The following is a 13,822-nucleotide window of genomic DNA, read 5'->3' on the forward strand; positions in this document are numbered from 1 at the left end:
GCGTATAAAGAAGGGGTTAAAATGCAGCGGGCGGGCGTAAAAATAGTGTAAAAATGGCGAAAAATCAGGCGACTTCCAGCGCCCAGATGCGATTGAGATCGACGTTACCCCATAGCGTACTGTCCTCTGCGCCCACAATGCTGTCGGTGCAGAAACTGTCGCCGAGGTCGAGCTCCTCCGGTTTCACTTCACGCTGGGCGTGCAGCGACCAGAAGACGTGCACACAGGGACGCATCAGCGATTTTTCCCCCGCTTTCACCACCAGCGCCACCCGGCCGGAGGCCAGACGCACCAGCGATCCCACCGGATAGATGCCGATAGTTCGCACGAAGGTGTGCAGCAGGCCCGGATCGAAGTGGCCACGCCAGCTCAGCATCTGGTGCATCGCCTCTGCCGGTGTCCAGCCGTTGCGATAGGACCGGGTTGAGGTGACAGCATCGTAGACATCACACACCGCTGCCATCCGGGCGTAGAACGAAATCGCCTCGCCTTTCAGACGGTGCGGATAGCCGCTGCCATCATATTTTTCATGATGATGCAGGGCGATATCGAGCAGATCGTCATCGGCGTCGGCTTCAATCAGCATCTGCGTGCCCACCACCGGATGCTCGCGCATCACCCTGAACTCCTCTTCCGTCAGCTTGCCTGCTTTGTTCAGGATCGCCAGCGGCACAGCGGCTTTGCCCACATCATGCAGTAAACCGCCCATGCCCACCCGACGCAGCTGCTGCTCATCCAGCCCGAGTTTTTTACCCAGCGCAATCATCAGCCCGCAGACCGCCATAGAGTGCAGATAGGTGTAGTCATCATGATTTTTCAGCCGTGCCACGCTGAGCATCGCTGAGGGTTCACGCGTGATCGAGCCGGCGATTTCATCCACCAGATCCATCATATAATCGAGCTTCAGGCCGTTGCCCAGCCGCGCTTCGTTGAACATCGCCAGTACTTTCGGTTTGCCCTGCTGAAAGATCAGCTGTGCCTGGTCCAGCTCCTGAAAAAACGGGGTGCGGCCAATGGTTCTTTTCGCGATCGAGGTGGAGATCGGCGCCTGCACGGAACGATCGAGGTCGATCCAGAGCTGGCGGATCCCTTCACTGCGTAACGTGGCGATTTGTCGTGGATCGGTGATCAGCATCTGATTATGAATACGCTGGTCCTTTATCCACCAGACCTCCAGTTTGTGGATAAACATCCCTGGGCGCAGTTCATCAATGGTAATCAGCTTTATCACGCTATCACTCCTTACGATCAGCGGGTGGTAAGGTGATATCGGCAGCTGGACAAATATTCTTCAGGCTGTTTTGTGCGGAGGCGGCGTGCGGGCGAGTGGTCAGAGGAGAGGCCTCCTGCCTCACTCTCTGTCCATCATGGTTAAGTCGTTGTTGCCGTTAGACTACGCGGGTCAGCACCGGCTCTCCACGGGCAAACGCCAGCATGTTCTCAAACACCAGGTCGGCCATCGCCGCCATGGTTTCGCGGGTGCTGCTGGCGATATGTGGCGTAATCACCACATTGTCGCGCTGACGCAATTCGTCAGGCACCTGCGGCTCCTGTTCAAAAACATCCAGTCCGGCACCGGCGATCTGCCCGGATTCCAGCGCCGCCACCAGCGCCTGCTGATCCACCACGCTGCCGCGCGCGATGTTGATCAGATAACCCTGCGGGCCCAGCGCCTGCAGCACTTCCGCAGTGATAATATGCCGCGTTGCGGCCCCGCCCGGCAGCGTGAGCACCAGAAAATCGGCCTGCTGCGCCAGCGCTATCAGACTCTCATGCCGGGTAAAGGGCACGTCGGGGCGTGAACGCGGGTTGTAATAGTGAATCTGCATATCAAACGCCTGTGCGCGCCTGGCTACCGCCTGGCCGATATTGCCCAGCCCGACGATACCGCACACCTTGCCGCCAATTTTACTGCTCAGCGGAAAGCGACCCTGCGTCCAGTGCCCGGCACGCGTGAAGCGATCGGCCTCACTGATGCGGCGCGCCACATCCAGCAGCAGCGCCATGCCCAGGTCGGCAACGCAATCATTCAGCACCTCGGGCGTGTTGGTGACGACAATGCCGCGTGACCGGGCGGCTTCCGTATCAATGCTGTCATACCCGACGCCGTTACTGCAGATCGCTTTGAGGTTGGGCAATGCCGCGATCAGTGCGGCGGGTGCGCCCATCACCGCGTTGCCGCTGGTGACCAGTATGTCGATGGCAGCACCCTGTTCAGCCAGAAAAGCCGCCTCATCGTCCGCCTCCCATAGCCGGAAGGCGGTGAACGCATTTTCGATATTCGCAATCAGCTCTGGTGGCAGAAATTTCCGTTTGATCAGCACCTTACATTGCTTTAATGCCATCTTCTTTCTCCTGATGGTTATAGGCTGCCGGGCGATTGGTCTCTTCGCCGACGCGTTCAATCGGTCCCATCACCAGCAGGAACAGCAGCGCCGCGACCACGCAGTGTGCCGCCACAAATGCCAGCCCGATGCTGTAGCTGCCGGTTAGCCCGACGATGATGCCGAACAGCAGCGGCGTGGTGAAACCGGCAATATTGCCGATGCCGTTAAAAATGGACCCCGCCAGACCCACCGCCTCTTTGGGCGCGGTGTCGCTGATCACCGTCCAGGTGCCTGCGCCCGCCGCGATGCCTTTGCCGAAAAAGGCGAAGGACATAATGGCGATAATGCCGCCATTACCGGGAATGATCGCCGCCAGCACCAGGCTCGACGCCATCAGCATGCCAACGATGTAGGGGGTTTTACGCGCCCATGAGACGCTCCAGCCCCGGGCGATTAACTTATCTGACAGGTAACCGCCGCTGATCCCGCCGAGAAAACCAAACACCGCCGGGGCGATGGTGGCGAATCCCGCCTCCATAATGTTCATGCCGCGTGCCTGCACCAGATAGATCGGGAACCAGGTAATGAAGAAGTAGCTGAGCGCAATGATGCAGTACTGACCAAGATAGGCGCACCAGAGCATACGATTGGTAAACAGCTTTCTGAACATCGCTTTGCTGACCGGTGGCCGCGCTTTCAGCGTCTGCGCCGCGTCGATATCCACCAGCGCGCCGCCGTCAATGATGTGGCGCAGTTCGCTTTCCGACACGCCGGGGTGATTGCGCGGCTCGCGCATCCAGGCCGCCCAGACGAACACCGCCAGCAGGCCAATGCCGCCCAGCACAAAGAACGGCCACTCCCAGCCGAAGCGCGACACCAGCCAGCCTGACAGCGGCGAGAAGATGGCAACGGCAAAATATTGCGCCGAACTAAACAGCGATGATGCCCGTCCCCGCTCAGCGCCAGGGAACCACATAATCACCACGCGCGCATTGGCAGGAAAGCTGGGCGCTTCAATGAGTCCCAGCATAAAGCGCAGACCAAACATCAGCATCAGTGCGCCGGTCATACCGCTGGAGAATTCACCCACAAATCCCATCGCCAGTGTCGAGACAGACCAGAGCGCCAGCGTGATGCCATACACTTTTTTGGCCCCGAAGCGGTCAAGAAACAGTCCACCGGGGATCTGGCCGATAACGTAGGCCCAGCTGAAAGCAGAGAGGATCAGTCCCAGCTGGATCGCTGACAGGCCGAACTCCTCTTTGATGGCCGATCCGGAGATCGAGAGGATCGAACGGTCGGCGTACGCCACGACTGACAAAAACAGGATCAGGCAGAGGATCCCGATGCGGACATGGGTGGTCCGTTGAGGCGTTGCATCTTTAGGCATGAGCTGAATTCCTTAAAAAGCGGCAGGTTGCGCCACGAGGTTTTTTTCAGGAATAACGCTGAGATTTCCCGCTTCTGGAAATATAGATAGGCCGCTAACCATCGGTCATTGTGCGGATGTAGAGATCGACGGGGCCGATTCAGCGATTTTCTGGCAACCGCCACAACCGCCCGTGCGGCGCTGCACAAAAGCGCAAAAAGCTGCTGCTCTCTTCCGCAGAGTGTGCACCCGATCGGGGTTTTAACCGGCCCGGGCAGCTATGACGCGACGAATTTGCAGCAAAGTGTGGCGACGCCAGCAAGAGTGAAACGGGCGGCTTGTCAAACCTGGCGGCAATTTCTAAGCTGCAGATGATCCTATTTATCCATTTTTATAATAAATGAAAAATCCATTCCATCCGGTTAACCTCGGGAGTCCGCAATGAAAACACGCGCATGGGCCTTACTCTGTCTGCTCTCTCTTTCCACGTCGGCGCTGGCAGAGAAGATTGGCGTTTCGATGGCTTATTTCGACCAGAACTTCCTGACTATTATTCGCCAGTCGATTGAGAAAGAGGCGAAAGCGCGTCAGCTGGATGCGCAGTTCGAAGATGCACGCGGCGACGTCGGCCGTCAGACCGATCAGGTACAGAGCTTTATCAGCGCCGGGGTGGATGCGATTATTGTCGATCCGGTCGACTCCGCCAGCACCCCAGCCCTGACGAAACTGGCGCAGCAGGCGCACATTCCGCTGGTCTACGTTAACCGCACGCCGGGCGATAAAACCCTGCCACCGGGCGTGGTGTTTGTCGGCTCTGACGAACGCGAGTCCGGCACGTTGCAGATGGAGGCGCTGGCGAAGCAGGCCGGTTACCGCGGCAATGTCGCCATCATGATCGGTAACCTCAGCGATGCGGGCGCACTGCAGCGCACCCGGGATGTGGAGCAGGTAGTGGCAAAGTATCCCGGAATGAAAGTGGTGCTCAAGCAGACTGCCAACTATGCGCGCAATGAGGGCATGGATTTAATGCTCAACTGGCTGTCGAACGGGGAAGCGATTGATATTGTCGCCGCTAACAACGACGAAATGGCGATTGGTGCAACCATGGCGATTGCTCAGGCGAAGCCGAAGAAAACCATTCTGGTCGGCGGCATTGATGCCACGCCGGATGGCCTGAAAGCGCTGGCGAGCGGCAGACTGGCGGTGACGGTGTTCCAGGATGCCGTGGGCCAGGGCAGGAAATCGGTTGAGGTGGCGCAACAGATGATCAAAGGCCAGAAGGTCGACGCCCACCAATGGATCCCGTTTGAGCTGGTCACACAGCAGAACATGCAGCAGTACAGCCCTAAAAATCCGTAACGCAACACGGCGCGGCAGCACTGCCGCGCCGGTTATCACTCCCCGTTCAGCAGCTTCGCCATCATCACCACATCGCGCAGCTGACCGTCACGCAGTGCGGCCTGGCGTTTCACCCCTTCCCGCTCAAAGCCCAGCCGCTCATAGAGCCGCAGCGCACGATCGTTGTCGTGAAACACTTCCAGCTCCATACGGGTAATGCCCAGCCAGTTGCGGGAGTAGTCGAGCGCAGTGCGGATCAGGCGCTCACCAACGCCGCGACCACCAAAATCGGGATGCACGCCCAGCCCAAAGCTGATGCAGTGGCGGGTGCGCGGCTTGTTATCCACAAACAGCGTCAGTTCGCCGGCCAGCACGCCGTCGATCTCGGCGACAAAGGCGATAAAGCCCTCGGCATCCATTCTGGCGATTTTTTTCTCCCAGGTGGCGACGCTGGGAAACGGCAACTGCAGCGTCCAGGGATAGACGTCGGGATGACTGTAAAGCCGCTGATAAGCGGCAGCGTCCTGCGGTTCCCGTGCCCGAATTGTGATTTCCATATTTTCTCCTGTTAGCCGAATGGGGTTCATGCACTAAGCTGTAGCTCTTTACCGGACGGAAAGAGTATCGCTATGTTGTATCGTCGTTTTGAGCGTTTTATCAATATATTTCAGGACGCACCCACCGATTCGCCCCCCTCAACGGTCTGGTCGTTTTACCTCTACTATCTGCGGCAGGTCTGGCCCAGTTTTGCCGCGCTGCTGGTGGTTGGGCTGGCATCAGCCCTGATTGAAGTGTCGCTGTTCAGCTATCTGAGCCGCATTATCGATATGGTCAATCACTCAACGCCCGCCACCCTGTTCCGGGATAACTGGCCGATACTGTTGTGGATGGGCGCGGTGGCGCTGATTCTGCGGCCGGTTTTTATCGCCCTGCACGATATGCTGGTGCATCAGAGTATCAGCCCGAGCATGACCAGCATGATCCGCTGGCAGCATCACAACTACGTGCTGCGTCAGAGCCTTAACTTCTTCCAGAGCGATTTCGCCGGGCGTATTGCCCAGCGCATTATGCAGACCGGCAGTTCACTGCGTGACTCGGCGGTGCAGCTGGTGGACGCCATCTGGCACGTGCTGATCTACGCCGTAACCTCGCTGGTACTGTTTGCCGGTGCCGACTGGCGGCTGATGATCCCGCTGATTATCTGGATGGTGGCCTACAGCGCCTCGCTGCGTTTCTTTGTACCGCGCGTCAAAGCCCGTTCTGTGGTCTCCTCGGAAGCGCGCTCAAAGCTGATGGGCACCATTGTTGACGGCTACACCAACATCGCCACCATCAAGCTGTTCGCCCACAGCGACCTGGAACGTCAGTACGCGCGTGAGGCGATTCAGGAGCAGACCGACAAAACCCAGCACGCCAGCCGCATGGTCACCAGTATGGATCTGACGCTGTCGGCGCTGAACGGCCTGCTGATTGTTTCAACATCCGGCCTGGCATTGTGGCTGTGGAGCCAGTCGCTGATCAGCGTCGGGGCGATTGCGCTGGCGACCGGGCTGGTGATTCGTCTGGTGAATATGTCCGGCTGGATCATGTGGGTGGTCAACGGCATCTTCGAAAACATCGGCATGGTGCAGGATGGCCTGAACACCATTGCGCAGCCGCTGAGCGTGCAGGATGCGCCGCAGGCGAAGCAGCTTAAGGTGACGCGTGGCAACATCCGCTTTGAAAATGTGCGCTTCGATTATGGCGGTGGCCGTCAGGTGATTAACGGTTTTAACCTCGACATCCGACCCGGTGAGAAGATTGGTCTGATTGGTCCCTCGGGTGCCGGTAAATCGACGCTGGTGAACCTGCTGCTGCGTCTTTATGACCTGAACGGTGGGCGGATTGTGATCGACGAACAGGATATTGCCGCCGTGACCCAGGAGAGCCTGCGCAGCCAGATTGGCATGATCACCCAGGACACCTCGCTGCTGCATCGCTCAATCCGTGAAAACCTGCTCTATGGCCGTCCCGACGCCACTGAAGAGGAGCTGCAACTGGCCATTCACCGCGCCCGCGCCGATGAGTTTATTCCGCTGCTCTCCGACTCGCTGGGCCGCACCGGGCTGGACGCGCACGTGGGCGAGCGCGGCGTGAAGCTGTCGGGCGGTCAGCGTCAGCGTGTGGCGATTGCCCGCGTGCTGCTGAAGGATGCGCCGGTTCTGATCATGGATGAGGCGACCTCTGCCCTCGACTCTGAAGTGGAAGCCGCCATTCAGGAGAGCCTGGAGTCCTTAATGCAGGGCAAAACCGTTATCGCCATTGCGCACCGCCTGTCGACCATTGCGAAGATGGATCGGCTGGTGGTGCTGGATAAAGGCGGTATTGCCGAGATGGGCAGCCATCAGGAGCTGCTGGCGCAGAACGGTCTTTATGCCCGACTGTGGCAGCTTCAGACCGGCGGATTTGTCGGCGTCGATTAATCGCCGCGTCGATAGGGTAAGGCGTCGCGCGCCTCTTCCGCCCAGCCGCGTACGCCTTCCCGCTCCTGCACCAGAAAATCTGCCACGGCCTCGCGCAGGCCGGGATGCAGCAGATAGTGCCAGGAGTGGGTAATCTGCGGCTCAAAGCCGCGCACCAGCTTGTGCTCGCCCTGCGCCCCCGCATCAAATCGCGTCAGCCCTTCGTCAATCGCTAAATCCATCCCCTGATAAAAACAGGTTTCGAAGTGCAGCCGGTCAAACTCCGCCAGACAGCCCCAGTAGCGGCCATAAAGCGTGTTGCTGTCGCGCAGATAAAAGGCCATCGCCGCCGGTTGCTGCTGCAGGCGGGCGATTACCACCACAATATTCTGCGGCATCCGCTCTGCCAGCAGGCTGAAGAAGTTGCGCGTCAGATAGGGCCGCTGGCCGCGCACCGCGTAGGTGTTGGCGTAACAGGTGTAGACAAAATCCCACTGATCTTCACGCAGCTGGTCACCGCGATAGCGGTCAAACGCAAAGCCGCTCTGCGCCACCTGCTCACGCTCTTTACGCAGCTGTTTGCGCTTGCGCGACATCAGCGTGTCCAGGAAGTCCTGAAAATCACGGTAGCCACGGTTGTGCCAGTGATACTGACAGCCGAGCCGGGAGAGCCAGTCGGGCTGATCGGCCAGCAGCAGGTTCGCCTGCGCATCGGTAAAGTTGATGTGCGCGCCGCTTAAGCCGTGCTGCAACAGGCTCTCCGGCAGGGCCGACAGCAGCTGTGCGGCGGCAGAGGTGTCACCCAGCAGGCGCGCGCCGCTGACCGGGCTGAAGGGAATCGCCCCCAGCCATTTCGGGTAGTAGCGGATCCCGGCGCGCTGGCTGGCATCCGCCCAGGCGTGATCAAAGACATACTCGCCCTGTGAATGATATTTCTGGTAGCCCGGCAGCGCGGCGCGCGTCACGCCCTTTTCCCGCCACAGCAGGTGATCAGGCTGCCAGCCCGATTCAGGCCGCACGCTGCCGCTCTCTTCTAAGGTGAGCAGAAAAGCGTGGCGCAAAAACGGCTGGTCATCAGGCAACAGCGCATCCCACTCGGCGGCCGGGATCGCCGCCAGTGACGTCAGGTGAATCAGCGACATGAATTACTCCAGAGAACGTCGGGCAGAGCGTCAGTCAAGCAGGTTTTCCGCGGCAGCGAAAGGGTTAAGGCACGCAAAGTGAAGGCTGCAACGCCTGGCCGCAGCTTCTATACTGCGACTTTACCCTTTCAGGACTTCGCCATGGATCGACTCGATTGTGACCGGATGTTTGTCACGGTGCTGGAAACCGGCAGCTTTTCAGCGGCAGCGCTGCGTCTCGGTACCAGCAGCAGTCAGGCTTCTAAACTGGTTTCAAAGCTGGAGCAGCAGCTCGGCGTCCAGCTGTTTAAGCGTAGCACGCGCGCCCTCTCGCCCACCGACGTTGGCCGTAGTTATTATGAGCGGGTAAAAAACCTGCTCGATGCGTTTGAAACGCTGGATGCCAGCGTGCGTGAAAGCGCCACCACCCCCACCGGCAGGCTGAAAATCAGTGCGCCCGGCTCTTTTGGCACGGCGGTGCTTTCTCAGGTGCTGGTGGCGTTTGCCCGGCGCTATCCACTGATTGAACTGGATGTCAGCTTTTCCGACCGGGCCGTGAACATCGTCGATGAGGGATTTGATATGGCGATCCGCATCGGCAACCTCAGCGACAGCAGTCTGGTGGCGCGCAAGCTGGGCGAAGTGCATGTCCGCATTGCTGCGTCACCGATCTATCTTGAGCAGTTCGGTACGCCACAACACTGGCGGGACATGGCGCAGCATCAGTGCATTATCGACACCAATTTCCGCGATCCCTGGCACTGGCCGTTTGTCAGCGGTGACGGCAGCAACGAGATTGTCACCGTGCCGGTCCGGGGCCGTCTGCGATTTGCCAACACTGAAGCCTGTCTGCAGGCAGCGATGGCCGGATTAGGCATTGCGCGCCTGCCCGGTTTCATCGCCGCTCCCGCGCTGCAACAGGGTGATATTGTCCGGCTGCTGGATAACTTCGACACACCGCCGCTGGGCCTGTTTGTGGTCTATCCGCCCGCCCGTCATCTGGCGCACCGGGCGCGCCTGCTCATCGATTTTCTGGTTACCCACTTTACCCACTTCCCGCCTGCGTGATTCCTTCCATAATGGAAGAAATGATTGTCTTTATGACCGGATTATCAGCCGTTTAGTCATCAGTTAAGCTGCTTCTCAAAACAGAGAGGAGTCGCGCGATGTTAGTAGAAGGCAAATGGAGTAGTGACTGGCATCCGGTGCAGGCTACCGATAAACAGGGCGGCTTTGTCCGTCAGACGTCCGGCTTCCGGGACTTTATCAGCAGCGATGGCTCCACGGCATTCGCCGCCGAACCCGATCGCTACCACCTCTATGTGGCGCTGATCTGCCCATGGGCGTCGCGTGCGCTGATCGCCCGTAAGCTCAAGGGGCTGGAATCGCTGATCGGCGTGACGGTGGTCGAGCCGCAGCTTGGCTCTCAGGGCTGGCGCTTCGGCAACTTTCCCGGCGCGCAGCCGGACCCGCTGAATAACGCGCAATACCTGCATGAAATTTACACCCGCGTCGCGCCCGACTACACCGGGCGGGCCACTGTGCCGGTGCTCTGGGACAGGAAAACTGCCACCATCGTCAGCAACGAGTCTGCGGACATTGTGCGGATGTTTAACAGCGGCTTTGGCGATCTGGCCGATAACCGCATCGACCTTTATCCCGCCGCGCTGCGTGCGGAGATTGATGCGCTGAATGAGAGCCTTTATCCGCGTTTGAATAACGGTGTTTATCGCGCGGGCTTCGCCACGACCTCTGTCAGCTATCAGCAGGCGTTTAATGACGTTTTCAGCCAGCTCGATGAACTGGAGGCGCTGCTCAGCGATGGTCGTACCTTCCTGCTGGGTGAACGGCTGACGGAAACCGACATCCGGCTGTTTGTGACCCTGATTCGCTTTGACGTCGCCTATCATGGCCTGTTCAAATGCAACCTGCGCCGGATCCGCGACTATACGCTGCTGAACCGCTATCTTAAGAGCATGTTGTCGGTCTCTGGCGTACGTGAAACGGTCAACATTGACCATATCAAACAGGGTTACTACTCGATCAAGGCGCTGAACCCGAACGGCATCGTTCCGGCGGGTCCTGACCTGAGTGAATACGGTTTATAAAAGGAACAATGATGGCAAAAGCACTGGTGATTTTTCTGCATGGCGTAGGCAGTAACGGCGACGATCTGGCTCCGATTGGCCGTCACTGGGCGACGCTGTTGCCGGATGTGGTTTTTGCCTCGCCCAATGCACCTGAACGTTTTCCCGCCGGTTTTGGCTGGCAGTGGTTCAGCCTGACAGACGTAACGCCAGAAAACCGGCCTGGTCGGGTTCGGGCGGCACGGGCCGCGTTTGATGCGACACTCAATGAAATTGTCGCGCAGCACGGCTTTGCCGACCGCTGGCAGGATGTGGTGCTGGTGGGCTTCTCTCAGGGGTCGATCATGGCGCTGGATGCGCTGGCGTCTGGCCGTTATCCGCTGGCGGGCGTGGTCGCCTTTTCCGGTCGTCTGGCGGTTGACGGTGAATTAACTCCGCAGGCTCATGTGCCCGCCCTGCTGATCCACGGCCAGGCCGATGAAGTCATCCCGTGGCAGGAGAGCGAATCTGCGGCGGCCCGGCTGCGAGCCGCGGCGGTGCCGGTCGACGCGCGCTTTGAACCCGCCACCGGCCACACCATTTCCGCTCAGGGTGCCATGCACGCCGCCGCGTTTATCGGGCAGTGCTTACAGGATTAACCCCAGCAGCGCGTTAACGCCTGCCAGGCATGGCGGGAAGCCACGTCGGGCGGCAGGCGTTTCAGCGCATCATTAAAGACTTCAATCCCCACCGGCCCCTGATAGCCCGCGCTTTTGAGCTTATCGACAAAGCGCTCAACATTGATAATCCCATCGCCGGGCAGCAGACGCTGGTGCTTCGCCATCGCCATCAGGCTCTGCTTATCCTGCGCGGGAACGGCGGCCATATCACACAGCTGCACTTCATAGATGCGATCGGCGGGAATGCCGTCCAGATGGGAGGCATCACCGCCCAGCGCGCAGATGTGGAACAGATCGACCACCAGCCCGATATTAGGCTGATCGAGCCGCTGCAATCGCTGCCACGCCAGCGGCAGCGTATTGTCCACGCTGCACCAGGCCATCGGCTCATACATAATGCGCATGTTGTAGCGCGCGGCTTCAGAGGCCATCCAGCGCAGGTCATCATCAATCTGGTCGGCACAGCAATCCTCACGGGTGCTGGCCGGTGCCTGAATGGTGTCACAGCTCAGCGCCTGGGCAATCTGTATAAACTGACGCAGCTCTTCGCGCTTCTGAGATCGCAACGCACTGGGTGCGCCGGTGAAATCACGCAGCACCTGCAGATTGGTAAAGCCAGGTCCCTGTCGTGCGCTGATCTCAGCCAGTGCCGCTGCACCGCCTTCACAGGCTTCAACATCCTCGCGCCAGATCTCGACCTGATCAAAACCGGCGTCACGCGCCGCCTGCAGCTTCTGGCCGGGTTCACCGTTTAACAACACCAGGTTAAGGAAGGTGGGATTGGTTCGCATTTGCTCGGCTCCTTAATCGTCCGGAATAATCGGTGAGGGTCAGCGTCAGCGCCGCGCATTATCCGATGCACCGCGCACACGCCCGAAATCAGTATCGCTTGAGCGGTATGATGCGCCGGGTCAGCCCAGCAGCGTGACCAGTGCGAAACCGGCAAACGCCATCAGCAGCGAGCCAATTACATGCACCAGCGCGCTGGCCATCGCCCAGAAATACTTCCCTGATTGTAGCAACACCATTAATTCTGCCGTGAAAGAGGAGAAAGTCGTCAGGCCGCCGCAGAGTCCGGTGACGATTAACAGTTTCCAGATCGGGTCGATGTCGGGATGGCGGACAAACCAGGCCATCGCCCCGCCGATCACCAGACCGCCGATCAGATTCACCAGCAGCGTGCCGGGCGGCAGGTTGGGAAAGAGTGCATTAAAACGCATTGCGAACAGCCAGCGCAGTACACAGCCGGCAGAGCCGCCGATCACCACAGCCAGTAAGGGTTTAAACATGTCTTGCTCCTGATTACAGAGTAATGCCGGGCTGAGGAGGAGAGGCAGAGATAAACTGCGCCTGACACCTCAGCTCCCGCGAAGGAATTGAGTGTCAGGCGTCATCAGCCGGTGTTAAGCCCACCGGCGGTTAGGAAAGGTGGCACGCCATCACCTTGAGCCGGTGATAATACGACGCCCGTTCCAGGCTGGCAATACGGCTGAATCGCTTGACGCCCTGCCCGCTGGCGGGGTAATGCTGAAGGTTTACAGCCTGTTGCGGAGAGCCTATGCGTACCCTGATTTTTGATACTGATATCGGCGTGGATGACGCCTTTGCGCTGGCTTATGCGGCGCGGACGCAGCATCTGCTGGGGATTACCACGGTTTTTGGTAACGTGGCAGTGGGTCAGGCGGTGAAAAATGCCCGGCTATTCTGCGACAAAATGGCGATTAACGCAGCGGTCTGGCGCGGCTGTTCACGGCCGCTGGCGCTGACCCCCTCTGCGCCCGCCAGGCTGCACGGCGAAGATGGGCTGGGCGATGCGTTTGATAATGCTTTTAGCGATGAGGCGCCAGGCGCGGTGCAGTTTATTATCGACAGCGTGCGGGCGCAGCCGCATCAGATCACCCTGGTGGCAATTGGTCCGCTGACCAATATCGCCACGGCCATTAATCAGGCGCCGGATATTATTCCGCTGGTCAAAGAGCTGGTGATCATGGGCGGCGCGTTTGGCACCGACGGCCACAGCGGCAACGTGACGCCTTTCAGCGAATTTAATATCTGGAAAGATCCGCACGCCGCCGATCAGGTGCTCGCGTCGGCGCTGAACGTGGTAGTGATCCCGCTGGATGTCACGCACAAGGTGCTGATCAGCGGCGATGAGGTGCAGCGTCTGAACCAGCCGGTGCTGAGCGCGATCTGTCGCCCTTACCTGGCTTACAGCCTGCAGAAAGAGGGTTTTGCGGGTATGGCGCTGCACGACACCCTGGCGGTGGCGTGGCTGACGCTGCCGCAGGCGTTTACGCTCACCGAAAGCCCGCTGCGGGTGATTACCGAGGGCATCGCCTGCGGTCAGACGGTGCGTAAGCTCAGCGCGCTGGCATCACGAGCCGATCCGTTTGCCGGTCTGCCGGCCCAGCGCATCGCGCTTGGCGTGGATGCCGACGCGGTGCGGGCGCACTTCTTTGAGATCCTCACCGCGCCCTGAA

The 13,822-nt window shown here is 59.4% G+C and carries 13 protein-coding genes and 1 riboswitch; of the genes, 6 read left to right on the forward strand and 7 right to left on the reverse strand.

Annotated features, from left to right (window positions below; genetic code table 11):
• Positions 1-64 precede the first annotated feature (64 nt).
• The 3 genes from AC6I8E_RS17595 to AC6I8E_RS17605 all read right to left on the reverse strand — a co-directional run bounded on the left by AC6I8E_RS17595 (position 65) and on the right by AC6I8E_RS17605 (position 3,717).
• The gene (locus AC6I8E_RS17595; RefSeq protein ID WP_033784242.1) at positions 65-1,231 is read right to left on the reverse strand and encodes an HD-GYP domain-containing protein; all 1,167 of its coding nucleotides are present in this window, start codon (positions 1,229-1,231) and stop codon (positions 65-67) included.
• 157 nt (positions 1,232-1,388) lie between these two features.
• Positions 1,389-2,345, reverse strand: a complete 957-nt coding sequence (locus AC6I8E_RS17600; RefSeq protein WP_497824261.1) for a 2-hydroxyacid dehydrogenase — start codon at positions 2,343-2,345, stop codon at positions 1,389-1,391.
• Positions 2,326-3,717, reverse strand: coding sequence for an MFS transporter (locus tag AC6I8E_RS17605; RefSeq protein ID WP_497824262.1), 1,392 nt, complete (start codon positions 3,715-3,717; stop codon positions 2,326-2,328). The genes AC6I8E_RS17600 and AC6I8E_RS17605 overlap by 20 nt, the downstream gene beginning before the upstream one ends.
• 420 nt (positions 3,718-4,137) lie before the next feature.
• Here AC6I8E_RS17605 and AC6I8E_RS17610 point away from each other — a divergent pair, with 420 nt between their 5' ends.
• A complete protein-coding gene (locus tag AC6I8E_RS17610) occupies positions 4,138-5,055 on the forward strand; it encodes a sugar ABC transporter substrate-binding protein (RefSeq protein ID WP_110331034.1) in 918 nt (305 codons plus the stop codon).
• Positions 5,056-5,090: 35 nt separating this feature from the next.
• Here the strand turns inward: AC6I8E_RS17610 and AC6I8E_RS17615 are convergent, their stop codons facing one another.
• The gene (locus tag AC6I8E_RS17615) at positions 5,091-5,591 is read right to left on the reverse strand and encodes a GNAT family N-acetyltransferase (protein WP_013359407.1); all 501 of its coding nucleotides are present in this window, start codon (positions 5,589-5,591) and stop codon (positions 5,091-5,093) included.
• 72 nt (positions 5,592-5,663) lie between these two features.
• On the opposite strand from AC6I8E_RS17615, the gene AC6I8E_RS17620 reads away from it, so the two are divergent.
• Positions 5,664-7,496, forward strand: coding sequence for an ABC transporter ATP-binding protein (locus tag AC6I8E_RS17620; RefSeq protein ID WP_497824263.1), 1,833 nt, complete (start codon positions 5,664-5,666; stop codon positions 7,494-7,496).
• Here AC6I8E_RS17620 and AC6I8E_RS17625 read toward each other — a convergent pair.
• Entirely contained in the window at positions 7,493-8,617 is a 1,125-nt protein-coding gene (locus tag AC6I8E_RS17625; RefSeq protein WP_497824264.1) for a GNAT family N-acetyltransferase, read from the reverse strand. The genes AC6I8E_RS17620 and AC6I8E_RS17625 overlap by 4 nt on opposite strands.
• A 141-nt stretch (positions 8,618-8,758) precedes the next feature.
• On the opposite strand from AC6I8E_RS17625, the gene AC6I8E_RS17630 reads away from it, so the two are divergent.
• The 3 genes from AC6I8E_RS17630 (at position 8,759) to AC6I8E_RS17640 (ending at position 11,321) form a co-directional block, all read left to right on the forward strand.
• Entirely contained in the window at positions 8,759-9,664 is a 906-nt protein-coding gene (locus AC6I8E_RS17630; protein ID WP_013359410.1) for a LysR family transcriptional regulator, read from the forward strand.
• 98 nt (positions 9,665-9,762) lie between these two features.
• The gene (locus tag AC6I8E_RS17635) at positions 9,763-10,704 is read left to right on the forward strand and encodes a glutathione S-transferase family protein (RefSeq protein ID WP_201252195.1); all 942 of its coding nucleotides are present in this window, start codon (positions 9,763-9,765) and stop codon (positions 10,702-10,704) included.
• An 11-nt stretch (positions 10,705-10,715) separates the two neighbouring features.
• Complete coding sequence (locus AC6I8E_RS17640) at positions 10,716-11,321, forward strand: alpha/beta hydrolase (RefSeq protein ID WP_013359412.1); 606 nt, start codon at positions 10,716-10,718, stop codon at positions 11,319-11,321.
• Here the strand turns inward: AC6I8E_RS17640 and AC6I8E_RS17645 are convergent.
• Together AC6I8E_RS17645 and crcB are read right to left on the reverse strand one after the other, a co-directional pair.
• On the reverse strand, positions 11,318-12,133 hold the full coding sequence (locus AC6I8E_RS17645; protein WP_497824265.1) for a sugar phosphate isomerase/epimerase family protein: 816 nt from the start codon (positions 12,131-12,133) through the stop codon (positions 11,318-11,320). The two genes, AC6I8E_RS17640 and AC6I8E_RS17645, sit on opposite strands and share 4 nt — an antisense overlap.
• Positions 12,134-12,253: 120 nt before the next feature.
• Positions 12,254-12,631 carry a fluoride efflux transporter CrcB gene (gene crcB / locus AC6I8E_RS17650; protein WP_013359414.1) on the reverse strand — a complete coding sequence of 126 codons (378 nt, stop codon included), beginning with the start codon at positions 12,629-12,631 and terminating at the stop codon, positions 12,254-12,256.
• Positions 12,632-12,719: 88 nt separating this feature from the next.
• Positions 12,720-12,795: riboswitch (Fluoride riboswitch) on the reverse strand.
• A gap of 105 nt (positions 12,796-12,900) precedes the next feature.
• Between crcB and AC6I8E_RS17655 the strand changes: the two genes are divergently transcribed.
• Positions 12,901-13,821, forward strand: coding sequence for a nucleoside hydrolase (locus AC6I8E_RS17655; RefSeq protein WP_195857588.1), 921 nt, complete (start codon positions 12,901-12,903; stop codon positions 13,819-13,821).
• The last annotated feature ends 1 nt before the right edge of the window (position 13,822 follow it).

The organism is Pantoea sp. X-Soil-YNGN-785 (assembly GCF_059730585.1).

Excerpts from the sequence above, each read along its gene's own strand:
- AC6I8E_RS17640 (WP_013359412.1), top strand. The coding sequence starts at position 10,716 with ATGGCAAAAGCACTGGTGATTTTTCTGCATGGCGTAGGCAGTAACGGC.
- AC6I8E_RS17620 (WP_497824263.1), top strand. The coding sequence starts at position 5,664 with ATGTTGTATCGTCGTTTTGAGCGTTTTATCAATATATTTCAGGACGCA.
- AC6I8E_RS17655 (WP_195857588.1), top strand. The coding sequence starts at position 12,901 with ATGCGTACCCTGATTTTTGATACTGATATCGGCGTGGATGACGCCTTT.
- AC6I8E_RS17605 (WP_497824262.1), bottom strand. The coding sequence starts at position 3,717 with ATGCCTAAAGATGCAACGCCTCAACGGACCACCCATGTCCGCATCGGG.
- AC6I8E_RS17615 (WP_013359407.1), bottom strand. The coding sequence starts at position 5,591 with ATGGAAATCACAATTCGGGCACGGGAACCGCAGGACGCTGCCGCTTAT.
- AC6I8E_RS17610 (WP_110331034.1), top strand. The coding sequence starts at position 4,138 with ATGAAAACACGCGCATGGGCCTTACTCTGTCTGCTCTCTCTTTCCACG.
- AC6I8E_RS17625 (WP_497824264.1), bottom strand. The coding sequence starts at position 8,617 with ATGTCGCTGATTCACCTGACGTCACTGGCGGCGATCCCGGCCGCCGAG.
- AC6I8E_RS17645 (WP_497824265.1), bottom strand. The coding sequence starts at position 12,133 with ATGCGAACCAATCCCACCTTCCTTAACCTGGTGTTGTTAAACGGTGAA.
- crcB (WP_013359414.1), bottom strand. The coding sequence starts at position 12,631 with ATGTTTAAACCCTTACTGGCTGTGGTGATCGGCGGCTCTGCCGGCTGT.
- AC6I8E_RS17600 (WP_497824261.1), bottom strand. The coding sequence starts at position 2,345 with ATGGCATTAAAGCAATGTAAGGTGCTGATCAAACGGAAATTTCTGCCA.
- AC6I8E_RS17630 (WP_013359410.1), top strand. The coding sequence starts at position 8,759 with ATGGATCGACTCGATTGTGACCGGATGTTTGTCACGGTGCTGGAAACC.
- AC6I8E_RS17635 (WP_201252195.1), top strand. The coding sequence starts at position 9,763 with ATGTTAGTAGAAGGCAAATGGAGTAGTGACTGGCATCCGGTGCAGGCT.